This window comes from Streptomyces sp. NPDC034086 (genome assembly GCF_055575515.1).
On record NZ_JBVISM010000001.1, the window covers coordinates 1,001,081 to 1,027,934 of the forward strand.

Here is a 26,854-nt window from a genome sequence, read left to right on the forward strand (position 1 = left end):
GACCCCGAGGCACGGCGCCGTACGGGCCGCCACGCCTCCTCCGCCCGGCCCGGCCGTGCGGAGGAGGGCGGACCGCCCCCGGCGGGGCCGGGGGCCGCCGACGAGACGATCGCGGGGCTGGAATGGTGGAACCGAGCCGCCCGGCGGGCCGCGAGAAGCGCCGGGCCCTGTGGGCGCCGGCCGTCGCGTGGCTGGTCTCGAACCTCCTCACCTGGACGGTCGCGAGGGCATCGGTCTCCGCCGACGGATCGGCGGTGGCGTACTGGTCCACCGGTGGCCGCAGCCGCTGGGACTCCGCGCACTACCTGTCCATCGCCCGCACCGGCTACGAGATGTTCCGGTGCCGGGACCGCTATCCGGACTTCCGCGACGTCATGTGCGGAAACGTCGCCTGGTTCCCCGGGTACCCCATGGCGGTCCGCGCGGTGTCGGCCACCGGGCTCACCTACGAGCTCTCCGCCCTCGTCCTCACCGAAGCGTGCCTGCTGGGCATGTTCGTGGTGCTCTGGCGGCTGCTCGGCTCCCGGCTCACCTGGGCCACCGGCCTCACGCTCGCCATCGGTACGGTCTTCCCCGGCGGGGTGTACCTCCACGCCGCCTTTCCCGTCGCCACCGGCACCCTGGCCCTCCTGGTCTGCGTCGCCGGAGTGCGGCGCGGGTCCTGGGGGGTCGCCGCCGCCGGCGGTTTCGTGGCGGCCGCCTGTCATCCCGTCGGTGCCGTCGCCGTCGGCATGCTGCTCGCCAGCGCCTTCTTCGCCTGGCGGGGCGACCCGTGGCCGGTGCGGTTCGCCAAGGCCGGGTCGTCCGCCGCGCTCGCCGGCTGCGGCGTGCTCTGGGCCACATGGCTGATGTGGCAGGCCACGGGCCACTGGGACGCGTACGCCGTCATCCAGGAGTCCAGCTACGGACAGGGCGGCCTCCACCGGCCGTTCGAGGAGATGGGCGCGGCGTACGGCTTCCCCTTCCGCGACTGGTACACGCCCAAGGGACCGCTTCCGCCGCTGGTGGAGCACGCCCTCGAGGCGCACCGGACCCAGCTGTGGCTGAACACCGCCTTCGCCCTGCTCGTCCTGGCGACGGCCGCCGCCCTGCTCGTGCGGCACCGCCGGCTCGACGCCGCGCAGTGGGCCGCCCTGCTCCTGACGGAGGCGGTGTTCCTCGTACCGTTCCTCGCGGGCGCGGAGATGTCCTGGTACCGCAACCACGCGCAGATGTTCGCCGGACTCGTCCTGGTCGCGCGGGCGTCCCGCTGGGTGCAGGTGCCCCTGCTGGTCTGCTGTGCGCTCCAGTACGCCCTGCTGGGGGCGATGTTCTTCGCCGGGGTCCTGGTGTGACCGCCGCGGCCTACCGCCGTTCGTCCTCCGTGTCGCGAGCGACGTGATAGGTGGGGCGGCCCTGGACCGCCGTGTAGATGCGGGCCACGTACTCGCCGAGCATGCCCACGCAGAAGAGCTGCACGGCCCCGAAGAACAGCACCGTGATGATCAGGGAGGTCCAGCCGGGCAGCGTGTCTCCCCGCGCGTGGGCGACGAGGGCCCAGGCGAGGAACGCGAGGCAGACGACGAGACTGCAGGCGCCGATCGCCGTGGCCAGGCGCAGCGGGACCGCCGAGAAGCTCGTGACGCTGTCCAGGGCCAGCAGGACCATCTTGTGCAGCGGGTACTTGGTGGTCCCGGCCGCCCGCTCCCCGCGCTGGTAGGTGATCCGGCCTTCGGGGAAGCCGAGCCACGGGATGAGCAGGCGGTAGATCCGCTGCCGCTCGGGGAGCGTCTTCAGGGTCTCCACCACGGGCCGGGACAGCAGGCGGAAGTCGCCGGCCTGCGCGGGTACGTGAGAACCGGCCAGACGGCGCATCAGCCAGTAGTACGCGGCCGCCGTACGGCGCTTGAACCCGGTGTCGGCGGAGCGGTCCGTCCGGATGCCGTAGACGACGTCCAGACCGTCCGCCCGGGCCAGGGCCAGCATCCGCGGCACGAGTTCCGGCGGGTCCTGGAGGTCCGCGTCCATGCTGATCACGTACGAGCCCCGGGAGCGGTGGAGTCCGGCGGTCAGGGCGGCCTGGTGGCCGCTGTTGCGCCGCAGGGTCACGACGCGCAGCTGGGGCCACGTACGGCGCAGGTCCTCCAGCACGCGGGGCGTCCGGTCGGTGGAGCCGTCATCGACGGCGAGGACCTCGTACGGTTCCTCGCCCCGGTCCAGGACGGGCCGGAGCCGCGCCGCGAGAACGGGCAGGGCCTCCTCCTCGTTGAAGACGGGAACCACGACCGACACAGAGACCGGTCCCCGCGGTGGCTCGTGCACAGCACTCATGATGCGGGAGGGGCCGGGACCCGGCACGTCGGCCGGAAGGACGCCGGCCCGTCCCGGCGGGGCCGTCGTCAGTCCGCCGGGGACCGTTCGGGCCGCCGGCCGGTCACCACCAGGTCGCCCGACGCGGTGCGCCGTGCCAGGGCCCCGGTGCGGAAGTAGCCGTCGGCGGTGAAGGACCGGGCGTCGTCCCCGGCCGCCCGGTAGTAGCCACGGACGGTGTACGGGCCGCGGGCCAGGAGTTCGCCCGTCTCCCCGTCGGGCACGTTCCGGCCGTCGGCGCCGACGATGAGGACCTCGTCGTCGGGCGACAGCGGGCGCCCCTGCGTGGTGAGAACGGACTCGTCCGGATCGTCCGGCCGCGTGAGCACGAGCGGCCCCTCGGCCAGGACGAACACCTGCTGGAGCCGCCCGCCCAGTTCGCGCTCCACCCGCTCGGCCGTCGCCCGTGACAGGGGCCCGCCGCCGATCTGTACGAGGCGCAGACTGCTCACGTCGGCACCGGCCGTGGCGAGCGCGTCGAGCCAGGCCCCGGCGGCGGCCGGCGGCAGCGAGGTCACGGTGACCCTCTCCCGCTCGACGGCCGGGAGGCACACGGCGGGGTCCGTCCCGTCGGCCAGGACGACGGTGCCGCCCGCGCCGAGCGTGCCGACGACACCGGGGCACCCGAGGGCGAAGGCCGACCCGGCGGGCAGCGCGGCGAGGTACACGTCGTCCTGGGTGAGCGAGACCAGTTCGGCCGCGGCCCGCGCCTGGTAGGCGTAGTCGTTGTGGGTGCGCGGAACGAGCCGCGGCGCGCCGCCGCCGCCGTCGTCGGCGGGGAGCAGGAACGCCACCTGGCCGGCGCTCAGCGGCAGCGCGGGCTCGGGTGCGGCGTCGATGGAGCCCAGCGGCGCGTACTGGCAGTTCGACGGGTCGGTGGTCATGCCGCCGTACGGGGACTCGGTCCCCGGCGGCTCGTAGGTGAACACCCGCCGCAGGAAGGGCCATCGTGCGGCGATGTCCGCGGCCATCGCCGTGTGGTCGAAGCCCCGGTAGGTGGCGGGGCCGACGTACCCGACGGCCTGGGTGACCCGTACGAGCTCGGTGACCCCGGACGCGGGGTGCGGGACCGGGCAGAGGACGGGGACCGCGCCGGCCCGCATCAGGGCGAACACGGTGACGACGAGTTCCGGCACGTTCGGCAGCTGGACGACCACCCGCATACCGGGCCGCAGGCCGCGCAGCCGGAACCCGGCGGCCATGCGGTCCACGCGCCGGTTCAGGTGCGCGTAGGTGACGCGGGTGCCGCCGTGCACCAGCGCGGTTCGCGGCCCGTACTGCAGGGCCCACCCGCGCAGCAGGTTGTCCAGCGTGTTGCCGCCCCAGTGACCGGCCGCCCAGTAGCGGTCGACGCAATCCCCGGGCCAGGGGGTGCAGCCGTCGAGCAGGGATGCCAATGCGGTTCCTTCCGTGCCGGTTTCCGGACCGGGCGCCGTACGGGGCGTGGCGCCCGGTGACGGACCCTGACCTCGGCATTCCAGTCCGTCAGGGTCCCCGCGCGCAAGGCGCTTTCCCGACCAGGAAGACCGGACGGCGTCAGCGGAAGGTCCAAAACGGCAGGCCTCCCGGAACGGGCGCTACGCGTCCGCGACGGCGTCCAACGGGCCGAGCGCGGCGGCCCGTCGGGCGGGGAGGGCGGCCGCCGCGGCGCCGACGGCCAGGGAGAGCAGGACTACCAGGGCGAGGGTGCCCCAGGGGAGGGAGAAGGCGTACTGCGGAATGGCCCCGTTGGCGAGTCCGCTGACCTTCCACGCCCCGAACAGGCCGCCGGCCAGCCCGAGCAGGGTGCCGTAGGCGGCGACCGTCAGGGACTCCAGGCGGATCATGCGGCGGATCCCGGTGCGGTCCATGCCGAGGGCGCGCAGGACGCCGATCTCCCGGGTGCGTTCGGTGACCGACATGGCGAGCGTGTTGACCATCCCGAGGGCCGAGATCACCACCCCGATGACGAGCAGTCCGAACACCATGGTGAGCAGGTCACCGGCGACGCCGGCCTGCTCGCGGACCAGCTCGGCACGGCTCTGGACCTTCAGCAGGGGACTGTGGTCGACGGCGGCGCGCAGCCGCTTCCCGAGGCCGGCCGTGGCGGCCCCCGGACCGGCGGCCACGAGGACGCGCTGCACGGAGTCGCGCAGGTAGCCGTACCGCTGGACGTCGCCGCGGTCGGCGAGCACGTCCCGCGCGGTGGGGTTGTCCCGGTAGACCCCGACGACCGTGTAGGGCCGGCCCTGGTCACTCCGGCCGGGTCCGACGGCCGCCGTGATCCGGTCACCGGTGCCGATCCGGTTCTCCCGGGCGAAGCCGCTGGAGACCGCGATCCGGCCCGGCCCGATCTCCGCGGCGGAACCGCTGGTGAACCGGAGTTTCATGACGGCCCCCACGGTCTTCGGGTCGACGCCCGAGACCTCCCCGGCCCCGCCCCCGACGGTGATGACGGAGTCCGACACGGCGGAGGCGGCCGCGACACCGGGGACGGCGGCGATCCGCCCGACGGCGGCGTCGTCCACGGCGGTGGTGGTGTTGCGGGTGCCGATGACGTAGTCGGCGCTCAGCCCGGCCGCCGCCTGGGAGTCAAGGGCCCGGCTGGAGGAGTGCCCGATGACGGCGAGCCCCGTCACCAGCGCCGTGCTGATCATCAGGGCCACGGCGGTGGCGGCCGTACGCCGGGGATCGCGCAGGGCGTTGTCCCTCGCGAGGCCGCCCACGACGCCGGCCCCGCGGGTGATCCGGCCGATCGACCGGATCACCGGACCCGCCAGCAGCGGAGCCAGCACGATCAGCCCGGTCACCAGGACGCCGCAGCCGAACATGGCGGTCCGCAGGTTCTCGTCCGAGGCGTCCTTCGCGCCGCCCAGGGAGAGCAGCAGGCCGGCGCCCGCCAGCAGCACGGCCGTGCCGGCCGCCCCCCGGATCCGGGACGGCCTCGCGCCGGGCGGCTGCCCGGCGGTGCGCATCGCCTCGACGGGAGCGATCCGCGCGGCGCGGCGCGACGGCAGCCACGCGGCGAGGACCGTGACGCCGACGCCCACGGCGACGGAGGCGATGACCGGGGTGGGGCCGATCACCAACGGGCCGCCGGGCAGCGGGGCTTCCCCGGTGCCGAGCAGGCGGGGCAGCGCGGCGGCCACACCGAGGCCCAGGCCGAATCCGGTCACGGAGGCGAACAGGCCCACGAGGGCGGCCTCGGCGAGCACCGAGCGGACCACCTGGCGCCGGGTGGCACCGACGGCGCGGAGCAGCGCGATCTCCCGGGTCCGTCGGGTGATGAGCATGGTGAAGGTGTTGATGACGAGGAACGAGCCGATGAAGAGGGACACCACGGCGAAGACCAGCGGCAGCCGGGAGTACGCGCGCGTTTTGGCCCCGATGAAAACGGACTGCTGCTGGGCCTTGGCCGCCGCGGTGGTGGCTTCGGCGCGGTCGGCCGGCAGCAGCGCCCCCACCCGCCGGGCGAGGTCGAAGGGGTCGGTGCCGGGCGAGGCGGACAGGTCGATCCCGGTGTAACGGCCCGGGGCGGAGAAGAGCTTCTGGGCGGTGGCCCTGTCGAACACCGCGAGGGTGCCGCCGGAGGTGACCCGGGTGTCCTCCGTGGAGACGATGCCGACCAGCCGCAGCCGCAGCACGGGGCCGTCGGAGGCCAGGGTGACGGTGTCACCGAGGGCGTACGAGCCGGCCCGCGCGGTGCCCCGCTCCAGGGCCACCTCGCCGCCGTCGCGGGGCGCGCGGCCGGCCGTCAGGGGGTAGCGGGCGTCCGTGCCGTCGGCGCCGGGGACGTAGGCGGCGGCCAGCTTGCCCATCGCGTTGCCGGCGCGCACCGGCGAGCCGTCCTTCGCGGCCAGGGTCACCGACCCGTCGACGGCGGGGCGGGCGGAGACGACCCCGGGCACGGTGGCCAGCCTGGCCACGAGCGCGTCGTCGAGGACGCCGGCGCGCTCGTCGGCGGGGGCGCCCACGGGGTGCTTCGGGTCCACGGTGACGGCGATGCCGGAGTAGTCGCGTGACAGGGAGGCGCGGTAGGCGGCGGTGGTGGAGTCGGCGAAGACGAGCGAGCCGGAGATGAACGCGACTCCGAGACAGACCGCCAGGGCGGTCATGATCAGGCGCGCCTTGTGGGCGAGGACGTTGCGCAGGGCTGTTCGCAGCATGGGTGGGCTTTCGGAAGGCGTCGGCAGCGGAGGACGGGCGGGGGACGGATGCCGGTCAGCGGGGGACGGGTGAGGGACGGGCGGGAGGACGGGTGCCGGTCAGCGGGGGACGGGTGAGGGACGGGCGGGAGGACGGGTGCCGGTCAGCGGGCGCGGCCCTCGGCTTCGAAGGCAAGCATCCGGTCGAGGACGGCGCCGGAGGTCGGCTCCCGCAGCTCGTCCACGAGGCGGCCGTCGGCGAGGAACACCACCCGGTCGGCGTGGGCGGCGGCGACGGGGTCGTGGGTGACCATCACCACGGTCTGTCCCAGCTCCCGCACCGAATCCCGCAGGAAGCCGAGAACCTCCGCGCCGGAACGGGAATCGAGGTTGCCCGTCGGCTCGTCGGCGAACACGATCTCCGGACGCGAGACCAGCGCGCGGGCCACGGCGACGCGCTGCTGCTGCCCTCCGGACAGTTCGGCCGGACGGTGCGCGAGCCGGCCGGAGAGCCCGACGGTGGCGATGACGGTGTCCCTCCACGCGGGGTCGGGCCGCCGCCCGGCGAGCCGCAGCGGCAGGGTGATGTTCTCCAGCGCCGTCAGCGTGGGCAGCAGGTTGAAGCCCTGGAAGACGAAGCCGACCTTCTCCCGGCGCAGCCGCGTCAGCCGCCGGTCGTCCAGACCGGACAGTTCCACCCCGCCGATCCGCGCCGAGCCGGAGGTCACCGTGTCCAGGCCCGCCATGCAGTGCATCAGCGTGGACTTGCCGGAACCGGACGGTCCCATGACCGCGGTGAACCGGCCCCGCGCGAACTCCACGGACACCGCGTCCAGAGCCGTGACCCGCGTCTCGCCCTTCCCGTACGTCTTGGTCAGCCCGGTCGCCCGGGCAGCCGGCTCGACGGCGTCCGCGGACCCGGGGGACACGGCCGCGGGGGGCACGGGAGGGGACGGCACGGGGGAGGACGGAAACACGTGCGACATGGAGGCTCCACCTGGAGGACGACGGCCCGCGCACACCTGCCGCGCGCCGGGGACACCTCCATCCTCACCGCCCTGACCTGCGCGGACATCGGCCTCAAGGCCCGAGTGGGCCTCTGCCGAAAGAGCGGCCCGGGCCCCGGCTCCTCTGCCGAAGGGCAGAGGTCCGGGCCGCCCCCTCCGCCCCCGGGCAGAGGCTCAGGAGGCCAGCCCGGTCCGGTGCGCCAGGAGCGCCGCCTGCACCCGGCTCGCCGAACCCGTCTTGTCCAGGATCGCTCCCACGTGCGTCTTCACCGTGCCGGTCCCGATGCCGAGCCGGACCGCGATCTCCTGGTTCGACAGCCCTTCGCCGAGCGCCGCCAGCACGTCCCGCTCGCGGCCCGTGAGCCGGGCGAGCCGCTCGTCCCGGTCCGGGCCGTCGGCGGAGCCCGGCTCGGGAGCGCCCAGCATCCGGGAGATCACCGCCCCGGTCACGCCCGGGGAGAGCACGGCGTCACCCGCCGCGGCGGCCCGTACCGCGCTGATCAGCTCCTGCGGCCCCTCGTCCTTCAGCAGGAACCCGGCGGCGCCCTCCCGCAGCGCCCGGACGACGTTGTCGTCGTCACCGAAGGTGGTCAGCATCACCACGCGCGGCGCCGGATCGAGCGCGAGCAACGGCGCGATCGCCGCCAGCCCGTCGCACACCGGCATCCGGACGTCGACCAGCGCCACGTCGGGGTGGTGGACGGCGGCCAGTTCGACGGCCCGCCTCCCGTCCGCCGCCTCGGCGACGACCTCGATGCCGTCGGCATGCCGCAGGATCAGGCGTACGCCGTGCCGGATCATCGTCTCGTCGTCGGCGAGCAGGACGCGGATCGGCCGGTCGGTCTCGGTCACGGGGTCTCCCAGGGTGCGGCGTCCCGGACCGACGGGACGGTGAAACGGTCGATGGCGGTCAGACGCTGTCCGGCGTCGAAGCAGTAGCGGGCCACCAGCAGCCCGCCGGGACGGGCCTCGGTCGCGCCGTTGAACGGGTAGACGCAGCCGGCGGTGCCGGGGGGACGCGGCGGCTCGTGCCCGGTGGCGGCGGCCCGGACCGCCGCGTTGTCCACGACGCCGAGCCCCGTCACGTCCGCGTACGTCATGCCCACCCGGGGCAGCGGCCGCGGTCCCGCGTCCCGCCGGGGCGCGCTGCCGTACACGAAGGCGGTCCCGAGGGCCATCAGCACGCACAGCGCCGCGAGGCCGAGGGCCAGCGTCAGGGTGTTCGCCGTCCCGCCCTCGGAGCCGGCGTCCTCGAAGCCGTCCCCCGCCGGGCCGGGAGCGGTGACGTCCGGCCCGGCGGGGGACGGCCCGGCGGACGGCTCCGGGGCGAGGGCGTCACCCGGCTCCGCCGGCAGGGCCGCCTCCACCCGGAACCCGCCGGAGGGCAGCGGGGCGGCGTCGAAGGCCCCGCCGAGGAGTTCCACGCGCTCCCGGAGGCCGGTGAGCCCGCGCCCCGTGCCCACCCCCACGTCCCCGGCGCCGGCGGCTCCGGGCGGCGCCCCGTTGCGCACCGTGATCCGTACCGCCTCCCCGTCGTGGACGACGCTCACGGTGACGTGCGCCGACGGCGCGTACCGGTGGACGTTGGTCAGCGCCTCGCGCACCACCCGGTGCGCCGCCCGGCGCACCGCCGCCGGACGGGCGTCCAGGTCGGGGCCCGTCCAGTCCAGCCGTACGGCGACCCCGCCGTCGCGGGACTCCGCCACCAGCGCCGCGATGTCGGCGCGGGTGCCCGTCGCGTCCGTCAGGACGTCCGGCCCGGCGTCCCGGCCCAGCGGCCCGAGCACCCCGAGGACCTGCCGCAGCTCGCGCATCGCGTCGCCGGTGGTCCGCCGCACCAGGACGGCCTCCTCGCGCAGCTCGGGATCGGCCCGGCCGAGGGCCATCTCCAGCCCGCCCGCGTGCAGCGAGATCAGGCTGAGCCGGTGCCCGAGCAGGTCGTGCATCTCGGCGGCGATGCGCGAACGCTCATGGGTGCGGGCCTCGCTGTCCGCCGCCCGGCGCGCCCGTTCCGCCGCGTCCCCGCGCTCGCGCAGGGCCCGCACCAGACGACGCTGCTGCCCCTGCGCCGTGCCGACCAGGCTGGGCACGATCACCGCCGTCGGGGCCAGCACCAGGCCCAGCGCCAGGCCGTACGGCACCCGCCCGGGACCGGCGAGGGGCGCGCCGGCCGTCGCCACCGCCACGAGGAGGCAGCCCGCGGCGGCCGGCAGCCGGGCCCGCCGCCGGGCCGCGGCCGTGCGCCGCGCGACGGCGTACGCGGCCACCGCCGCGAGGGGCCCGACACCGCTCGCCAGCCCGGTCAGGGAGGCCAGCGCGAGCAGCACCGGCCCGGGGAACCGGCGGCGCAGCGGGAAGAGCCCGACGCCGAGGAGGATCACCAGCAGGTGCAGGCACGGGTGACGTACGAGCCCGAGACCCGCGACGGCCGCGAACACGCCCAGCCCCAGCAGGGCCACGCCGGCGGTCCCGGCCGCCGTACGCGCGCACCCGCGCGGCAGCGCCCCGGACGGGACGCTGCGGGCAGGACGGCGGAGTGAGGGGATGCGGACCACGCTGACCAGTATTGATGCCGCCGCGCGCGGCGGCGTGAGCCTCGCGGGGGATCCGTACCTCTGCCGAAAGGCAGAGGAGCCCGGCCGTGCCGCCCTCCGGAGGGCGGCACGGCCGGGCCCCCGTCGGCACCGTCAGGACCCGGGACATCGGCAGGCACGTCGGGCGGTAGCGGCGGTCTCAGGGCCTCCGCTTCAGCGAGGCGACCGCGAGCGCCAGGGCACCGGTCACCACCAGGCTCCCGACCACGACCATGCCCGCGCCGATCACGAACAGCCCGCTCCCGTCGTCCGACCAGTCGACGAAGGCGGCCGCGCCCAGACCGGCGCTGGTGCCGAGCACCGCGGCCAGGACGTACCGCCGGGCGGCCGCCCAGTACACCGGCACCAGCAGGGTGAGCACGAGCCCGATCACCTGCCACGGCGCGTAGGGGCCGGTCGTCGAACCGTCGGGCTGGACGTCCCGCTGCTGGTCCCAGCCCAGCCAGGCGGCCCAGGCCGCCATCGCGACCCCGGCCAGTGCCAGGGCGGTGGGCAGTTCGTGGGCCGGTCCGTGCGTTCGCTCGTTCATGCCTCCAGTGTTCGGCCCGTCCGGCCGTCCCGGCAGGGTGCGGATACTCATCCGCACCCGAGTAGGAACGCCGCCTTCCGCTCCGGCCGGGCCGGGCGGGCCTTCCGCTCCGGCCGGTCAGGAGATCCTGCGGGCGCCCGCCGAGGGCACGGCCTCCAGCACCGCCGGGGGAGCGAACCCGGCCGCCGCGAAGGCGTCCGCGACGGCCCCGCCCACGGACGCGGCCCGCTCGGCCGGGACCAGGGCGATCACCGAGCCCCCGAACCCGCCGCCGGTCATCCGGGCACCCAGCGCACCCGCGGCGACGGCGGCCTCCACCGCGAGGTCGGTCTCCGGGCAGGACACCCGGTAGTCGTCCCGCAGGGAGGCGTGCCCGGCGGTCAGCAGCGGGCCCAGGGCCTCCGGCTCGTCCGCCGCCAGACGCTCGACGGCCCGGCCGACCCGCCCGTTCTCGGTGACCACGTGCCGCACCAGCGGGACGAGTTCCCCGGGCAGCTCCGCCAGCGCCTTCGCCAGCTCCGCCTCGTCCAGGTCCCGCAGGGCGGGCAGGCCCAGCAGCCGCGCCGCCCGCTCGCACCCCGCCCGCCGGGCCGCGTACGCCCCGTCGGCGAGGTCGTGCTGGACCCGGGTGTCCAGCACCAGCAGGGTCAGGCCGTGCCCGGTGAGGTCGAAGGGGACGTGCCGGACGTCCAGACCGCGGCTGTCCAGGTACAGGGCGCCGCCCTCGGCGCAGCACAGCGAGGCCATCTGGTCCATGACCCCGCACGGCACACCGGCGAAGGCGTTCTCCGCGTGCTGCGCCACCCGCGCCAGCTCCGGCCGGGACAGCCCCAGCCCGTACAGCTCGTCGTACGCGACGGCCACCGCGCACTCCAGGGCCGCCGACGAGGACAGCCCCGCACCGGTGGGCACCGAACTGTCCAGGTGCAGGTCGGCGCCGCCGACGGCCAGACCCCGCTCGCGCAGCGCCCAGACCACCCCGGCGGGATAGCGGGCCCAGCCGCCGCCCCCGCCCGGGGCGAGCTCCGCCACCGCGAACTCGGTGACCCGCCCGTCGCCCTGGGCGCTGTGCACCCGCAGCAGGCCGTCGTCGCGGCGGCCGGCGGCGAGCAGCGTGGTCTGCGGCAGGGCCATGGGAAGGGAGAATCCGTCGTTGTAATCGGTGTGTTCACCGATCAGGTTCACCCGGCCCGGGGCGGCCCAGACCCCTTCCGGGGCGCGGCCGTGGATCCGCTCGAAGTCCCGGCGCACCCGCGTGCTCACCGGACCTCCCGAAGGCGGCGGGCCGCGGTCTCGGGAGCCACGTCGTTCATGAAGGCGTCCATGCCGGATTCGGTGCCGGCCAGGAACTTCAGCTTGTCGGCGGTCCGCCGGACCGTGAACAGCTCCAGGTGCAGGGCCAGTTCCTCACCGCCCACCAGCGGGGCCTGGTGCCAGGCGGAGATGTACGGAGTGGGCTCCGCCAGCCCGAAGAGCCGGTCGAAGCGCCGCAGCAGGTCCAGGTACAGCCCGGGGAACTCGGCACGCTCCGCCTCGTCGAGGCCGGTCAGGCCGGCCACCCTGCGGTGGGGGTACAGGTGGACCTCGTAGGGCCAGCGGGCGGCGTACGGGACGAAGGCCGTCCAGTGCTCCCCGGCGAGGACCACGCGCTCGGTGGCCGCGCGGGCCTCGCCGAGCAGGTCCTCGAAGAGGTTGCGCCCGGTGGCCGCCCGGTGCGCGGCGGCGGCGGCGAGGTGCTTGACGGTGCGCGGGGTGGGGGTGGAGAAGGCGTAGATCTGGCCGTGCGGGTGGGGGAGGGTGACGCCGATCTCGGCGCCCCGGTTCTCGAAGCAGTAGACCTGGTGCACGCCGGGGCGGGCCGACAGTTCCGCCGTGCGGTCGGTCCAGGCGTCCAGCACCAGCCGGGCCCGCTCGGGGGTGAGGGCCGCGAAACCGGCGTCGTGCTCCGGGGTGAAGCACACCACCTCGCAGCGGCCGGCCGGGCCGGAGAGGGAGGGGAAACGGTTCTCGAAGACGGCCACCTCGTAGTCGGCGGCCGGGATCTCGCTCGGCCGGCCCTCCCGGGAGGGACAGAGCGGGCAGGCGTCGGCGGGCGGGAGATGGGTGCGGGACTGCCGGTGCGAGGCGATGGTGACCCAGTCGCCGGTGGCCGGATCCCGGCGCAGCTCGGGCGTGCTCCCGACGGGGTCGAGCGGCCGCGGGTCCTTGGCCTGGCGGTCCCGGCCGGGGGCGCTGTCGTAGTAGATGAGTTCGCGGCCGTCCGCGAGTTCGGTGACGGTCCTGTGCACGTGCGGGTCCTCGCCTCTGTGATCGTGGAGTACGCGGGCGGCGCCCGGGCCGCGGCGGCAGGCGTGTGCGGCCCTGCCCGTACGGGGCCGGCCGGGCTCGATCATACGACCGTACGGGAATGGATCACCCGTGCGATACCCGCCGGGCGGCGAGTGCCCGCGGCGGTCCGGACGCGGTCCCCGGCACGCCGGGGACCGCAGGCCGGGCCTCCCCGGCACCCCGTGCGCGGACCGCTGCCCGGGCGCCGGCCCGCCCAGGCCGAACGGGTCCCGGGCCTCCCCGCCGGCACCGCGGACGGGGTGGCCACACCCGCACCACCGCGTCCGCGGCGCCCCCCACACCGTCACGGAGCGGTTCGGCCGGCCTCCCCGCCGTCGGCCGCGCGGACGCACTCGATGAGGTAGTCGCCGCTCCCCGGATCCACCGTCACCCCGTGGGCCTCGCTGTGGAAGCCCGGGAAGGCCCGGTCGAAGGCCTCCAGGGCCCGCAGGTACCTCAGCAGCGGCCCGTCCTCGGCACCGGTGGACTCCCCGGGCATCAGGACCGGGATCCCCGGCGGGGTCACGGTCACCATCGCCGCCGCCACCCTTCCGGCGGCGTCCGCGAGCCGCACCCGCTCGGTGCCGCCCCGGACCAGCTGCTGGTAGCAGTGGCGCGGCGGAGCCACCGGCTCCGGCAGTTCCTGGAAGGCCGCGTCCAGGGCGGTGATCAGCTCGGCGCGCGTGAGGTGCTCGTGCATCTGCCCGCACAGGCCGGCGAGGGTGGCGCGCCCGTACCGCAGCGGGAACTGCTCGACCAGCTCCGGAAGGACCCGGTCCAGCGGGGCGTCCGCGTCGTACAGCGCCTTGAAGTCCATCAGGGCGTCCATCAGGGTGCCCCACTTGCCCTTGGTGATGCCCATCGAGAAGAGGACCAGCGTGGTGTAGCTGTCGGTCTTCTCGACGACGATCCCCCGGGCCGCCAGGTACGCGGTCAGGATCCGCGCCGGAATGCCCCAGTCACCGGTCTCGCCCGTGGCCGTCACTCCGGGGCAGGTCAGGGTGACCTTGACCGGGTCCAGCAGGCAATAGCCCTCGCCGAGGCCGGCGAAACCGTGCCAGTCGGCGCCCGGTTCCAGCTGCCAGCAGGCCGGTTCCCGGCTCAGCAGGGCCGCCGGAGCGTCCGCGAACCCGACGCGCGCCCCCGTCGCCGGATCGACGACCGTCTCCGGCTGCCACACGCCGAAGAACCAGCCCGGCCGGTCCCCGGCGGCGGCGATGCGGCGCCCGGTGCGGACCACCGCCTGGCGGAACCGGATCGCCTCCGTCACCGCCTCGTCGATCAGCCACTGGCCCTGCGGACCGTCCATCATCGCGGTCGCCACGTCCAGGGAGGCGATCGCCGGGTACAGCGGCGAGGTGGTGCCGTGCATCATGAACGCCTCGTTGAACCGCTCGTGTTCGACGGGGGCCCGCGGCGCCGACTTGACGTGCACCATCGCGCACTGGGAGAGGGCGGCCAGCAGCTTGTGCGTGGACTGGGTGGCGAAGACGGTGGGCCGCCCCGGACCGGCATCAGCGCCGCTGCCGGTGCCGGCGTCCGGGAAGGTGTCCGGCCCGACGGCCATGCCGTAACGGCCCGCGTACAGCGGGTGGAAACGGGCGTACGCGAACCAGGCCTCGTCGAAGTGCAGCCGCGGCGTGCTCGGCGCGAACGCCCGCGCCGTCGCCACCGTGTCGTAGCACAGCCCGTCATAGGTGGAGTTGGTGACCACCGCGTACTGGGCCTCCGGCGAGAGCGCCCCGGCGGTCAGCGGGTTCGCGGCGATCCTCGCGGCCACCGCCGCCGGGTCGGTCACCGCGGGCGGCAACGGGCCGGCGAGCCCGTAGCCGTTGCGGGTCGGCACCAAGTAGACGGGGCGCGCCCCGGAGATCACCAGCCCGTGGAGCACCGACTTGTGGCAGTTGCGGTCCACGAGCGCGATCTCGTCGGTGGTCACGCTGTAGTGGCCGACCATCCGGTCCGCGGTGGAGTCGCCGTGCAGGACGAAGTAGGTGCGGTCGGAGCCGAAGACGCGGGCGGCGTTGCGTTCGGCCTCACCGATCGGACCGTTGTGCTCGAAGAGCGACCCGAGCGCGCCCACGGAGATCGACAGGTCGGTGCGGAACAGCCGCTCCCCGTAGTAGTCGAAGAACGCCCGCCCGGCCGGCGACTTCAGGAAGGCGACACCGCCCGAGTGCGCGGGAGTGTGCCAGGAGTACTCGTGGGAGTCCTCGAAGCGGCGCAGCGCCCTGAAGAACGGCGGCAGCAGGTCCCGGTGGTAGCCGCGGGCCGCCGTCGCCACGCGGCCGGCGATGAAGGAGGGCGTGTCCTCCAGCGGCCAGATGTAGCCGACCACCGTCTCCGACACCCACAGCGGCAGCCGCTCCAGGTCCTGGTCGGAGTCGTCCGCCATCACCAGGAAGACCGGCAGGTCCTTGAAGCGGCTCTCCACGTACCGCAGGACCTCCCCGCCACCGCCCTCCTCGCTGGCGCCTCCCGCCGTGCGCGGCAGGCCCCAGGAGACCACGGCCGCCGCCAGCCCGGCCTCGGTGTGCAGGGCGGCGCGCGCGTCCCGCGCACTGGGCGCCCAGCGCAGCTCCAGCCCCTGGTTCTCCAGCTCCTTGCCGATGCGCCGCAGTTGCTCGGCGCTGACACCCCCGCCCATCGGGTTCTCGCGCAATGCCAGCAGGACCGTGCCGTTCGTCATCTCATCCGCTCCACGCGTTCATGGGTACGCGAGCCCGTACCGGCGCCCAGTCTCGCGGCCGCCCGGCCGCCCGGGCGGCGCGTGGAGGAGGCTTCACCCGCAGGTGGGCGTGGCGGCCCCCGGTGAGGCCCAGGACACCACCCCTGGGCCGTCTCTTCCGGGTCTTGCCTGACCGCGCTGCCCGGCACCGCGCCTCGCCGCGCTGCCGCGGCACCCGAGGACGTCCGGTCATCGGGAGCCGCTCCGCCTCACGGTGCACGGCACCGGACACCGCGGGCTCGACCGGCAGGATCCGAAAGAGACGGCCTCAGGGTTGTCCCGTAACTGATCTCCGGAGGGTTGGGACAAGATCGACTGGCCGTCGATGGGGTCCGTTACGCGCTTGGACGAGGTGGTGGAGGTGGGCGACGCCGAGCATGGCGTGGTGGACGCCGTCTCATGCGGGCAAAGACGTGCTCGACTCGGGCGCGAACCTGCTTGTGATCGTGGTTGTGCTCGGTCTGCCAGTTGACCCACGATTCGGTCGGCGGCGACTTGGACACACCGAACGGCGGCGCGATCTGCCGCAGGGTCAGGTTGGGCCGCCAATAGGCCGCGACCGGCGGGACCCGGTCCTCCAGCGAAAGACTCCAGGGCCGGCCCGGCCGCATGGTGTCGGCACCTTCGCCGCGGAGGACCGTGATCAGCTTGCGGAAACCGTGCGAGCTCAGCCCGGTGGACGGGGCTGTCCAGCACGACTCCGGCGCCGTGATGACAACACCCAGGGCTGTGATCATCCCACCTCGCCAGGGGGCGACCACGGGTTCCGTCACCCCCACTCCGACCTGTCGGCCAGGCGGCGGTACCACCAGAACCGTGTCCGCCACTGGCGCCGGTGCACGAACGGGTCCGGCAGAGTACGGCGCAGGAACACCGCGTCCATGGGCTTCACGAGCCGACCCAGCTCGGCACGGGCTCGTTCCGGCAGTCGCTCCAGCACCTCCTCCAGCACGTCGCGTGCATGTCTGACGTCGTCGAAGGAGCACCAGGTGCACGAGCAGAACGACTCCCGCGGGTACAGCGGACGTCTGCCCGGTTCGTGGAGGAAAGCGCGGTACCGACGCAAGGCACGGTCGGTGGCACCCGGGTGGATGCAGAAGCTGCCGCTCAAGTGCTCGGCCCGGTGCACGGCCAGGCTCGCCCTCGCGGAGAGTCCATGGATCCGGAACGGTGGGGTCGGCCCCCAGACGCGGGAGACCGGCTGTTCAGCGCGCAGCGCGCGCGGCCGTCTACGCGGCATCGGCCTTTCGACAAGTGATCACGTGAGCCATGGTGCCAGGCACCCGTGGCCCGCTGCACCCGGTTTCCGGCGGCTGCCACGGCGAGCAGAGGCCGTCTGGGCAGTCGCGGGACAACCCTTAGCCTCCGTCGGACGAGAAGTGCTGGTAGTCCGGGTGCGACCACCAGTCCCCGCCCCAGTCCCAGCCGACCCGGCGGAACGCCCTGGCCACCGCCCCGTCCGCGGTGATCATCCCGGGGCGGGCCGGGTGCCGGCGCAGGTACGCCCGGCCCGCCGCGGGATGCACCACCCCGTGCCGGTCCACGTACGGGTTCTCGACCGGGTTGACGTCGACCGCGAGGCCCCACGAGTGCCGCGAGAGCTTCCCGGAGTCCCCGGTGACCGGCCGGCAGTTGAAGGCCGAGGTGTTGTCGTCGGCCATCGCCGCGCGGTCGTCGCCGCCGTAGTCGGCCGTCACCCGCATCCGCCGGATCGGGAAGCGGGCGTCCAGGGCCCGGCCGAACACGTACAGCAGGGGCCGCACCGCGTCCCGGTGGACGACCATCTCGCCCCGGTGGACCCTCCCGTCGAAGCCCCAGTGGTTCATCCGGATCAGCCGCAGCCGGTCCGCCGCCACCGGACACCCGGCCCGCATGCTCGCCCCCAGCTTCCCCGCGGGCACCGGTGTCACCTGCGCCGCCAGCACCGGCGCGGCCGTCCGTACGGGCGCCCCGGGCCGCTCGCGGGCGGCGGGCGCGCAGCCGGGCGTCGCGCTCGCGTACAGCACGGCGACCGCGGTCAGGCAGGCGGACACGGAGCGCTTGGGGCGCACTCCTCCACGCTAGGGTCCGAGGTCCCCGAAGACCTCCAGCGGTAGGCCGTCCGGGTGACCCTGAAGCCCCTGCTCCGACCAGATGACCTTGCCCTGGGCGGTGTACCGGGTGCCCCAGTGCTCGCTGAGCTGCGCCACCAGGAACAGCCCGCGCCCGCCCTCGTCCGTGGTGGCCGCGTACCGCAGGTGCGGGGCGGTGCTGCTGCCGTCCCACACCTCGCAGGTCAGGGAGTGGTCGTGGAGCAGCCGGACCCGGACCGGCGGGCTGCCGTGCCGCAGCGCGTTGGTGATCAGCTCGCTGAGGATGAGTTCGGTGGTGAAGGCGAGCTCCTCCATCCCCCACTCCGCGAGCTTCGCGGACGCCAGGTTCCGTACGACGCCGACCCCGCTCGCCCGCGGCGGTACGTCCCACTCCGCGACCCGGTCGGGTCCGAGGGTCCGGGTCCTGGCGATGAGCAGGGCCACGTCGTCGGTGGGCCGGGACGGCAGCATGGCGTCGAGGACGGCGAGACAGCTCTCCTGCGGGTCCCGGTCCGGGTGGCTGAGCGCCGCGCGCAGCAGCTCCAGCCCCTCCTCGATGTCCCGGGTCCGCTGCTCCACCAGGCCGTCGGTGTACAGCACGAGCTGGCTGCCCTCCGCCAGGCGCAGCTCGCTCGTCTCGAACGGCATGCCGCCCAGCCCGAGCGGGGGGCCGGCCGGCACGTCGACGATCTCCGTGGTGCCGTCCGGGGCCACCACCATCGGGGGCAGGTGCCCGGCCCGGGACAGGGTGCAGTACCGGGAGACCGGGTCGTAGACGGCGTACAGGCAGGTCGCGCCGAGCACGCCGGCGCCGCCGTCGGTGTCGTCCTCGTCGATGCGCTGCACGAGGTCGTCCAGGCGGGCGAGGAGTTCGTCGGGCGGCAGGTCGAGGGAGGTGAAGTTGTGCACCGCCGTGCGCAGCCGGCCCATCGTGGCCGCGGCGTGCAGCCCGTGCCCGACCACGTCGCCGACGACCAGGGCGACGCGGCCGCCCGGCAGCGGGATCACGTCGAACCAGTCACCGCCGACCCCGGACTGTGCGGGCAGGTAGCAGTGCGCCGCGTCCACGGCGCTCTGCTCGGGCAGGCCGCGGGGCAGCAGGCTGCGCTGGAGGGTGACGGCCAGCGTGTGCTCACGGGTGTAGCGGCGGGCGTTGTCCATGGCGACGGCGGCGCGGGCGACCAGCTCCTCGGCCAGCGACACGTCGTCCTCGTCGAAGGGCTCGGGCTTGGCGGCCCGCCAGAAGTTGACGACGCCGAGGACCACGCCCCTGGCCTTGAGCGGCGCCGCGATCAGCGAGTGGATGCCGTACTCGACGATGGCGGAAGCCCGCCGGGGGTCCTGCACGTGCCACCCGGGGGCGTCGGCCAGGTCGGGCACCAGCTCCGTCTTCCCGGTGTCGTAGCCGCGCGCCTGCGGGGTGGTGGGCTTGAACTCGATCAGCCGGCCGAGCGGGTACAGCGGGTGGTCGGCCCGGATCCCGCTGACCGCCGTGCGCAGCATGTCGGAGTCGGGGCCGGGCTCCTCGCCGTCGAGCACCGGGTCGGCCAGGTCGACGGTGACGAAGTCCGCGAAGCGGGGCACGGCGACGTCGGCGAGCTCCTGAGCGGTCCGTTCCACGTCGAGGGTGGTGCCGATGTCACCGGTGGCGTCGTACAGCAGCTTGAGGCGCTTGCGGGCGGCCTCCGCGCGGCCGGTGAGGACCTGCATGTCGGTGGAGTCGCGGATGGTGACGGCGGCGCCCTCGGGCCGGCCGTGCGGGTGGGTGGGCCGCTGGTTGACGACGAGCAGCCGGTCCCCCGTCTCCAGCACCTCGTCGGTGGCCACCCGGCCCGACAGCAGCAGGTCGGCCATCCGGCCGTCCAGGCCCGGCACCTCGCCGATGTGCAGGCCCTCGGCCCCTTCGGGCAGCCCGAGCAGCCGCTTCGCCTCGTCGTTCGCCAGGACCAGCCGCCCGTCGCCGTCCGTGATCAGGACCCCCTCGCGGACGGAGTGGAGCACCGCGTCGTGGTGCTCGTACATCCGGGTCATCTCCTGGGGGCCGAGCCCGTGCGTCTGGCGGCGCAGGCGGCGGCTGGTCAGCGCCGTGCCGACGGTGGCCAGGGCCAGGCCGGTGGCCATGACCAGGAGGATGACGGGGAGCTGGCGGTCGAAGGCACCGCTGACGTTCTCCACGGTCAGGCCCGCCGAGACCAGCGCGACGACCCGGCCGTCCGGCGCGGTGACCGGCACCACCGCCTGGATCTCCTTGCCCAGCGGCCCCCGCACGCTCTCGGTGTGGACCCGGCCGGCGAGCGAGGGCTCGATGGTGCCCACGAACCGCTTGCCGATGCGGTCCGGCCGCGGATGGCTGTAGCGGATCCCCCGGGTGTCCATGACGACGATGAAGTCGACCCCGGCGGCCTTGCGGGTGGCCTCCGCGAGGGGCTGCAGGATGGCGGACGGATCGGGTGTGCGCAGCGCTTCCCGCACGTCGGGGGAGTGCGCGAAGGTCTGGGCGACGGCGATCGACCGGTTGCGCGCCTCTCGGTCGACATCGTGGCGGGACTGCAGGAGCAGCGCCAGGAGGGCACCGGCGGCGAGCAACACCACGATCGCCACCTGGAGGACGAACACCTGTCCGGCGACGCTCTTGAATCCCTTGCTCAGGGGTGACCGCACCGCATTGCCCGGTACGGCTGGCGAGGAAGGGTCACGTCCCCAGTTGTAGCACCTCCGGCGCCCCACGGCCCCCGACGTGCGCGTCGCGCCCGCCTCCGGTCACGCTGGGTGAGGGTCCGCTCCCCTCACCGGCCCGGCGCCGCGGCCGCTGCGGCGGCCGCCGCAGGAGCCTCGCCGGCCGGTGCGGCGGCGGCCGGGGCGCCGCTCGGGGCGGTGCCCGGCGCGGCCTGCGGCTCGCACGTCACCTCGTCGCGCGGGGTGTAGTGCGTCGTGTGCGACTCGCGCCTGACCTCCCGGCCGTCCTTGACGAAGATCCTGCCCACGGTGACGTCGAAGCCCTCCAGGGGCGTCTGCGCCTCGCAGGCCGGTCCGGTGCCCTTGTGCGTCGCGGGCGGCTTGACGTTCGTGCGCGGGCCCTTGGTGGCGCGCACCTCGTCGTACTTCTTGGTGCCGAGGAGCCTGATCGTCAGCGAGGTGTCGGTCGAGGACGCCTTGACGTAGACCGCGTGGCCCGAGTCGTTGAGCCAGCGCAGGTCGAGGCTGCCCCAGGCGACGGTGGCCTCCCGGCCCTCCGGGTACCGCTCGATGTAGAACGAGTGCGCCCCGTACTCGACCGGCTTGAGGCCGGCGAAGAACATGGCGTTGTACATCGTCGTGGCGACGGCCGAGACACCGCCGCCGGGCGACTTCACGTACCGGCCGTCGTTGATCATGATTCCGTCGACGAAGCCGTTCTCCGCGGTGCGCTCACCGACCGTGCGGTTGAAGCTCCACTCCTTGCCGGGCATGACCAGGGAACCGTTGATCAGCTCCACGGCCCGGCCGATGTTCTTGGTCCGGTACGGGGCGGCCGGGAACTCGACGGTGAAGGAGGACATCTCCTCCTTGATCCCGAGGCCGCGCACCTCGGCGTCGGTGAGCTCCGGTTCGACGGCCGTGGTGGCCACCTCCGCGCCGCGGTCCGCGCCCGAGCGGGTCAGCGCGGGCAGCACGGCCCGGCCGAGGGCCTCCTCGGTGACCTTCCGCCCGGCGCGGCTGGGTTCCGTGACCCGCACGCGGCCGTCGGCGTCCACGCCGAGCGCGGCGTCGCGCGGCGATCCGGCGGCGTCCGTGACGGGGCCGGCCACCGCGGGGTCGCTGAGCAGGCCCCGCGAGTCCAGGGCCGGGACCAGGCGCCCGCCCTCGCCGGCGTTCAGCTTCAGGTGCTCGCCGAGGACCACGGGGCTGACGGGTATGCGGGCACCGGCCACGGTGAGGGTGACCGGCGCGGAGACCGCCGGTTCGGCGAACTCGCGCAGGGCCCGTGCCGTCTCGTCCTCGCCGACGCGGGGCTCCGTGCGGGTGACCGGGAGGGCGACGGGGGTGCCGGCCGGGCGCGGCCGCAGGTAGGCCTCCCGCAGCACGTCGAGGGCCCGGTCCCGGACCAGGGAGACACCGGTCCGCGCGGTGACGACCTCCGGCCGGCCGGCGTCGAAGGTGATGGACCCGTCGCGGACCGGCTGCGCGGTGCTCGCGGCGAGCCGGTCGATCCCGGCGCGGGCGGCCCGCTCGTCGGTGCGGACCACGGGCTCGACGTCCGGGTCGCCGGAGGCGAAGAGCCGGCCGATGACGCCGGCCGGCCCGTATCCGGAGTGCGAGGCGCGGTCGGCGGTCGCGGCGGCGTCGAGGGAGAGTCCGACGGACGCCGGTGCGACCCGCTCGACGCGGTCCCCGACGCCCGCCGGGATCGGGGCGCCGGCCCGCGGCCCGAGCTCCCGCAGGAGCGTGCTGCGCGCCGCCTCGCGGCTCATGCCGCCGATGTCGACGCCCCGCACGCGGGTGCCGTCGGCGATGTCGTCGCCCACGGAGAGTCCGGCGGCGTACAGGCCGCCGAACCCGAGCACGAAGGCGCCTCCCGCCACCGTCAGCGCGATCCGCCAGTTCCTACCCGTCCAGCTGCCCGCAGGTCGCACGGCTCTCCCTTGTGGCGCCGACCCGGTCGCCGGGCGGCCTCGTGGGCCGGGACGGGGGGCGCGTAGACGACAGTTCCGGTCAACCATGATGGACCTGGAAACGCGCCATTCGGGTGAGAAGGTAATCGTTCTCACAAATCCGGCAAAGGCGGCACGGGGGAGGGGTGGGCGGTGGCAGCCGCCGGGCCGCGGGGGCGGGGCGGTCCGCCGCCCCGGGGCGCACCCGCTCAGCGGGCCTGGTCGGCCGCCTCGGTGAACAGCTCGCCGGGCGTCCCGTCGAGGACGAACCCGTTGTCGAAGCGGACGCGGAGCCGGACCCCGGGCCGCTGCTCCCGGAAAGCGGCCCACTCCGGTTCGAGGGCGGCGATCCGCTCCTCCAGCTGCCGCTTGCTCTCCGGGGGCACGGCGTGCCCGAAGGACTCGAGGAGCGAGGTGAGGCGCAGGTACTCGCGCACCTCGTGGCTCTCCTGCCGCTCCTCGTCGTCCACCCGCTCGACCGTCCCCTCGGTGCCGGCCGCCAGGGCGAGGAACCCGGGCAGCGGTGCGGGCGCGGGGGAGTCGGCGGAGCCGTCGGCGGCGGTCAGCGCGTCGGCCAGCCTGATGTCCGCCGCGAGCCTCACCCGCCGGCCTTCCTTGAGCGTCATGGATCCTTCGTCCCTCGGGTCGGTGCGGGCGGTGCAGGCCCGGCCGGGTCGGGGCGGGGCTCTGGGGGGTGTCGTCCGCCGGTCCCCGGCCCGCTGCACAAGAAGCCTGCGAAGAAGCCCGCGGAGCCTGCGAGTCTGCGGAAACGACAAAGGCAAGGAGGGATGTCCACTCCTTGCCACTCTCAAGTTATAACGCACCGGGGGGCTTGCCGCAAGGCCCTGGTGATGCAGCAGAATCACCGGCCTAAGCCAAGATCATCAAAGCGGGGGAGCCGGTCATGCGTGTGTTGTTCTCGGTCTACGGAACGCGCGGGAGCGTCGAGCCGATCGCGGCACTCGCCGTGCGGTCGCGGGAGTTGGGCGCGGAGGTGCGCGTGTGCGCCCCGCCGGACCAGGAGTTCGCGGAGCGGCTGGCCGCGCTCGGGGTGGAGACGGTGCCCGCCGGCCGGCCGGTGCGGCCGGTGGTGACCTCGGTGACGCCCGGGTCGGCGGCCGGTCTGGCGGAGCGGGCCTCCGAACTGATGGCGGCCCAGTTCGGCACGGTCGCGGCGGCGGCCGAGGGCTGTGACGCGCTGGTGGTGACCGGCCCGCTGCCGGTCGCCTCCGCCGCCCGCTCGGTCGCCGACAAGCTCGGCATCCGCTACGTCCACGCCGCCCACCAGCCGGTCAGCCTCCCGTCGCCGCACCGCAGGCCGCCCGTGCGGCGGGGCCAGCCGGTGCCGCCGGAGTCCGTCGCCAACCGGACCCTGTGGGACGAGGACGCCCGGATCGCGCACACGATGTTCGGGGAGATGCTCAACGTCCACCGCGCTTCGGCGGGTCTGCCGCCGGTCGACAGCGTGCGCGACTACGCCTTCACCGACCGGCCGTGGCTGGCCGCGGATCCGGTCCTGGCCCCGTGGCGGCCGACGGAGCTGGGCGTCGTGCAGACCGGCGCGTGGATCCTGCCCGACGAACGGCCGCTCCCCGCGGACCTGGTGGAGTTCCTCGACGCCGGCGAGGCCCCGGTGTACGTCGGCTTCGGCAGCACGCCCGTCCCCGATCCGGAGGGCCTCGCCCGGGCGGCCGTCGAAGCCGTCCGGGCCCGCGGCCGCCGGGTGCTCCTGTCCCGGGGCTGGGCCGGCCTGTCCCTGCCCGACGGCCACGACGACTGCTTCCTCGTCGGCGAGGTCAACCAGCGGGCGCTGTTCCGCCGGGTCGCCGCCGTCGTCCACCACGGCAGCGCGGGCACCACGACGACCGCCGCCCTGGCCGGGGCTCCCCAGGCGGTGGTCCCCGGGGGCGGGGACCAGCCGTACTGGGCCGGCCGGGTCCGCGACCTGGGCATCGGCGCGGAACACGACGGGCCGGTTCCCACCGCCGACTCCCTTTCGGCCGTCCTCGGGGCCGTCCTGGCCCCCGGGGTCCGCGAACGCGCCACCGCCGTGGCCGCCACCGTCCGTACCGACGGAACGACCGTCGCCGCCCGGCGACTGCTCGACGAACTCGGCCGGTAACGGCCCCCGGTACGCCCCCCGGCGTGATCCGGGCCGACCGCCCTCGGCGCGGACCGGGCCGCCGCCCCCACGTGATCGGGCGCCCGCCCGGAAGACCCGCCCCCACCGCACACTCACCGCACCCACAGGTCGCCAGCGACCTCAGATCGGAGCCGCATCCGTGAATCCGCTGACCACCAGCGTCTTCAACCTTCCCGAGCACCTCTCCGCCAAGGCCGACCCGAAGCTCGTCGCGGGCGACGAGCGGCACTTCGCCGCCGTCGAGGCGTGCCTCGCCCAGACGATCGCCGAGGTGTCCGAGCGGCTCGACGCCGCGCGCAGGGCGCCCGGCGGCATCGGCCGGGAGGCCATGGACCGGGACGCGGAGGTCCACCGGCTCACCGCGCGCCTGCGCGTGCTGCGCCGCTTCGGCCTGGACCTGTGCCTCGGCCGCATCGTCCTCGCCGACGACCCCGAGCCCCTGTACGTCGGACGGTTCGGCCTCACCGACAGCACGGGCCGCAGGCTGCTGATCGACTGGCGCTCCCCGGCGGCCGAGCCGTTCTTCGCGGCCACCCACGCCGGCCCGATGGGCCTGGCCAGCCGCCGCAGGTACCGCTGGAGCGAGGGCCGGATCGGCGACTACTGGGACGAGGTGTTCACCGTCGAGGGACTGGAGGGGCACGCCGCGCTCGACGACCAGTCGGCGTTCATCGCGAGCCTCGCCGGCACCCGGTCGTCCCGCATGCGCGACGTCCTCGGCACCATCCAGGCGGACCAGGACGCCATCATCCGTGCGGGATCCCGCGGCGCCCTCGTCGTCGACGGCGGGCCGGGCACCGGGAAGACCGTCGTCGCCCTGCACCGCACCGCCCACCTCCTGTACTCCGACCCGCGCCTGGGCCACCGCCGGGGCGGCGTGCTCTTCGTCGGCCCGCACCGCCCCTACCTGTCCTACGTCGCCGACGTCCTGCCCAGCCTCGGCGAGGAGGGCGTCCAGACCTGCACCGTGCGGGACCTGGTCGCCGAAGGCGCCACGGCGGCCGTCGAGAGCGACCCGGAGGCGGCCCGCCTGAAGTCCTCGGCGGACCTGGTGCGGGCGATCGAGGCGGCCGTCAGGTTCTACGAGGAACCGCCCGCCGAGGGGATGACCGTCACGACCCACTGGGGCGAGGTCCGGCTGACCGCCGGCGACTGGGCCGCGGCGTTCGACGCGGTCGAACCGGGCACCCCGCACAACGAGGCGCGCGAGCAGATCTGGGAGGAGCTCGTCACGATCCTCTTCGGCAAGCAGCACGACGAGGGCGACGGGGACGACGACCTCTCGCCGGACCTGTTCCGCCGGTCCCTGCGGCAGAACCGGGAGCTGGTCACCGCCCTGGACCGGGCCTGGCCGATGCTCGAGGCGACCGAGCTGGTCGGCGACCTGTGGTCGGTGCCCGCCTACCTGCGCCAGTGCGCCCCCTGGCTCGGCCGCGACGAGGTGCGCACGCTCCAGCGCGCGGACACCGGGCACTGGACGGTCTCCGACCTGCCGCTGCTGGACGCGGCCCGGCAGCGGCTCGGCGACTCGCAGGCGTCCCTGCGCAAGCGCCGTCACGAGGCCTCCGTCGCCGCCCAGCGCGAGCGGATGGCCGGCGTCATCGACAGCGTCATCGCGGCCGACGCCGACGGCGAAGGGGCGGTGACGATGCTGCACGGCAAGGACCTCCAGGACAGCCTGATCGACGAGACCGCGCTGCCCGCGGCCGGCCGGGACCTCCTCGCGGGCCCGTTCGCCCACATCGTCGTGGACGAGGCCCAGGAACTGACCGACGCCGAATGGCAGATGCTGCTGCGGCGCTGCCCCTCCCGCAGCTTCACCATCGTCGGCGACCGGGCCCAGGCCAGGCACGGCTTCGCGGAGTCCTGGCAGGAACGGCTGGAGCGGATCGGGCTCGACCGGATCACCATGGCCTCGCTGAGCGTCAACTACCGCACGCCGCGCGAGGTCATGGAGGAGGCCGAGCCGGTCATCCGGGCCGTCCTGCCGGACGCCAACGTGCCGGCCTCCATCCGCGACAGCGGCGTCCCCGTGGTCCACGGATCCGCCGCGGACCGGGACTCGGTGCTCGACGCCTGGCTCTCCGCGAACGCGGAGGGAGTGGCCTGCGTCATCGGCGACCCCACGTTCCGTACGACCTCCCGCGTCCGGTCGCTGACACCGCAGCTGTCCAAGGGGCTCGAGTTCGACCTGGTCGTCCTCGTCGACCCGCAGGACTTCGGCACGGGCGTGGAAGGCGCGGTCGACCGCTACGTCGCGATGACCCGGGCGACCCGGCAGCTCGTCGTCCTCACCGGGGCCGGCCGGCGGTAGTGGACTTTCGGCAGTGCCGCGGGACGGACCGGCTT

Annotated in this window: 18 protein-coding genes and 1 pseudogene; 3 read left to right on the plus strand and 16 right to left on the minus strand. The window is 74.9% G+C overall.

Features of this window, described 5'->3' with window-relative positions; translation table 11 throughout:
* Positions 1-122: 122 nt before the first annotated feature.
* On the plus strand, positions 123-1,334 hold the full coding sequence (locus ACZ514_RS04475; RefSeq protein WP_469124083.1) for a hypothetical protein: 1,212 nt from the start codon (positions 123-125) through the stop codon (positions 1,332-1,334).
* A gap of 10 nt (positions 1,335-1,344) precedes the next feature.
* On the opposite strand, the gene ACZ514_RS04480 is transcribed toward ACZ514_RS04475, so the two are convergent.
* The 16 genes and pseudogenes from ACZ514_RS04480 to ACZ514_RS04555 all read right to left on the minus strand — a co-directional run bounded on the left by ACZ514_RS04480 (position 1,345) and on the right by ACZ514_RS04555 (position 22,988).
* A complete protein-coding gene (locus tag ACZ514_RS04480; protein ID WP_468162260.1) occupies positions 1,345-2,310 on the minus strand; it encodes a glycosyltransferase family 2 protein in 966 nt (321 codons plus the stop codon).
* Positions 2,311-2,378: 68 nt separating this feature from the next.
* Positions 2,379-3,746 carry an AMP-binding protein gene (locus tag ACZ514_RS04485; protein WP_469124084.1) on the minus strand — a complete coding sequence of 456 codons (1,368 nt, stop codon included), beginning with the start codon at positions 3,744-3,746 and terminating at the stop codon, positions 2,379-2,381.
* Between the two features lie 180 nt (positions 3,747-3,926).
* Entirely contained in the window at positions 3,927-6,494 is a 2,568-nt protein-coding gene (locus ACZ514_RS04490) for an ABC transporter permease (RefSeq protein WP_468162256.1), read from the minus strand.
* A 143-nt stretch (positions 6,495-6,637) separates the two neighbouring features.
* Positions 6,638-7,459, minus strand: a complete 822-nt coding sequence (locus ACZ514_RS04495; RefSeq protein WP_469124085.1) for an ABC transporter ATP-binding protein — start codon at positions 7,457-7,459, stop codon at positions 6,638-6,640.
* Between the two features lie 195 nt (positions 7,460-7,654).
* Positions 7,655-8,332, minus strand: coding sequence for a response regulator (locus ACZ514_RS04500; protein WP_468162252.1), 678 nt, complete (start codon positions 8,330-8,332; stop codon positions 7,655-7,657).
* The gene (locus ACZ514_RS04505; protein ID WP_469124086.1) at positions 8,329-10,035 is read right to left on the minus strand and encodes a sensor histidine kinase; all 1,707 of its coding nucleotides are present in this window, start codon (positions 10,033-10,035) and stop codon (positions 8,329-8,331) included. Before ACZ514_RS04505 ends, ACZ514_RS04500 begins: the two co-directional genes overlap by 4 nt.
* A gap of 178 nt (positions 10,036-10,213) precedes the next feature.
* Positions 10,214-10,603 carry a hypothetical protein gene (locus ACZ514_RS04510; RefSeq protein WP_468173858.1) on the minus strand — a complete coding sequence of 130 codons (390 nt, stop codon included), beginning with the start codon at positions 10,601-10,603 and terminating at the stop codon, positions 10,214-10,216.
* Positions 10,604-10,720: 117 nt separating this feature from the next.
* Positions 10,721-11,866 carry a galactokinase gene (gene galK / locus ACZ514_RS04515; protein ID WP_469124087.1) on the minus strand — a complete coding sequence of 382 codons (1,146 nt, stop codon included), beginning with the start codon at positions 11,864-11,866 and terminating at the stop codon, positions 10,721-10,723.
* Entirely contained in the window at positions 11,863-12,891 is a 1,029-nt protein-coding gene (galT, locus tag ACZ514_RS04520) for a galactose-1-phosphate uridylyltransferase (protein ID WP_469124088.1), read from the minus strand. The genes galK and galT overlap by 4 nt, the downstream gene beginning before the upstream one ends.
* Positions 12,892-13,235: 344 nt before the next feature.
* A complete protein-coding gene (locus ACZ514_RS04525; RefSeq protein WP_469124089.1) occupies positions 13,236-15,620 on the minus strand; it encodes an Orn/Lys/Arg family decarboxylase in 2,385 nt (794 codons plus the stop codon).
* Between the two features lie 379 nt (positions 15,621-15,999).
* Positions 16,000-16,396: pseudogene (locus ACZ514_RS04530) on the minus strand (helix-turn-helix domain-containing protein); the annotation flags it as partial.
* Positions 16,397-16,428: 32 nt separating this feature from the next.
* On the minus strand, positions 16,429-16,611 hold the full coding sequence (locus tag ACZ514_RS04535; protein WP_468173850.1) for a hypothetical protein: 183 nt from the start codon (positions 16,609-16,611) through the stop codon (positions 16,429-16,431).
* Positions 16,612-17,017: 406 nt separating this feature from the next.
* The gene (locus ACZ514_RS04540) at positions 17,018-17,710 is read right to left on the minus strand and encodes a M15 family metallopeptidase (protein ID WP_468694488.1); all 693 of its coding nucleotides are present in this window, start codon (positions 17,708-17,710) and stop codon (positions 17,018-17,020) included.
* A 9-nt stretch (positions 17,711-17,719) separates the two neighbouring features.
* Positions 17,720-20,392, minus strand: a complete 2,673-nt coding sequence (locus ACZ514_RS04545; RefSeq protein ID WP_468694486.1) for a SpoIIE family protein phosphatase — start codon at positions 20,390-20,392, stop codon at positions 17,720-17,722.
* A gap of 125 nt (positions 20,393-20,517) precedes the next feature.
* The gene (locus ACZ514_RS04550; protein ID WP_469124090.1) at positions 20,518-22,431 is read right to left on the minus strand and encodes a VanW family protein; all 1,914 of its coding nucleotides are present in this window, start codon (positions 22,429-22,431) and stop codon (positions 20,518-20,520) included.
* A gap of 140 nt (positions 22,432-22,571) precedes the next feature.
* Positions 22,572-22,988, minus strand: a complete 417-nt coding sequence (locus tag ACZ514_RS04555) for a hypothetical protein (protein ID WP_468173842.1) — start codon at positions 22,986-22,988, stop codon at positions 22,572-22,574.
* Between the two features lie 278 nt (positions 22,989-23,266).
* Here ACZ514_RS04555 and ACZ514_RS04560 point away from each other — a divergent pair, with 278 nt between their 5' ends.
* Together ACZ514_RS04560 and helR are read left to right on the plus strand one after the other, a co-directional pair.
* On the plus strand, positions 23,267-24,484 hold the full coding sequence (locus ACZ514_RS04560) for a glycosyltransferase (RefSeq protein WP_469124091.1): 1,218 nt from the start codon (positions 23,267-23,269) through the stop codon (positions 24,482-24,484).
* Between the two features lie 160 nt (positions 24,485-24,644).
* Positions 24,645-26,819, plus strand: a complete 2,175-nt coding sequence (gene helR, locus ACZ514_RS04565; RefSeq protein ID WP_469124092.1) for an RNA polymerase recycling motor ATPase HelR — start codon at positions 24,645-24,647, stop codon at positions 26,817-26,819.
* Positions 26,820-26,854 lie beyond the last annotated feature (35 nt).

What these genes read in the sequence shown, in the direction of transcription:
- ACZ514_RS04550 (WP_469124090.1), bottom strand. Translation starts at nt 22,431, where the DNA reads ATGGTTGACCGGAACTGTCGTCTACGCGCCCCCCGTCCCGGCCCACGA.
- ACZ514_RS04555 (WP_468173842.1), bottom strand. Translation starts at nt 22,988, where the DNA reads ATGACGCTCAAGGAAGGCCGGCGGGTGAGGCTCGCGGCGGACATCAGG.
- ACZ514_RS04480 (WP_468162260.1), bottom strand. Translation starts at nt 2,310, where the DNA reads ATGAGTGCTGTGCACGAGCCACCGCGGGGACCGGTCTCTGTGTCGGTC.
- ACZ514_RS04510 (WP_468173858.1), bottom strand. Translation starts at nt 10,603, where the DNA reads ATGAACGAGCGAACGCACGGACCGGCCCACGAACTGCCCACCGCCCTG.
- ACZ514_RS04525 (WP_469124089.1), bottom strand. Translation starts at nt 15,620, where the DNA reads ATGACGAACGGCACGGTCCTGCTGGCATTGCGCGAGAACCCGATGGGC.
- ACZ514_RS04490 (WP_468162256.1), bottom strand. Translation starts at nt 6,494, where the DNA reads ATGCTGCGAACAGCCCTGCGCAACGTCCTCGCCCACAAGGCGCGCCTG.
- ACZ514_RS04495 (WP_469124085.1), bottom strand. Translation starts at nt 7,459, where the DNA reads ATGTCGCACGTGTTTCCGTCCTCCCCCGTGCCGTCCCCTCCCGTGCCC.
- ACZ514_RS04475 (WP_469124083.1), top strand. Translation starts at nt 123, where the DNA reads ATGGTGGAACCGAGCCGCCCGGCGGGCCGCGAGAAGCGCCGGGCCCTG.
- ACZ514_RS04560 (WP_469124091.1), top strand. Translation starts at nt 23,267, where the DNA reads ATGCGTGTGTTGTTCTCGGTCTACGGAACGCGCGGGAGCGTCGAGCCG.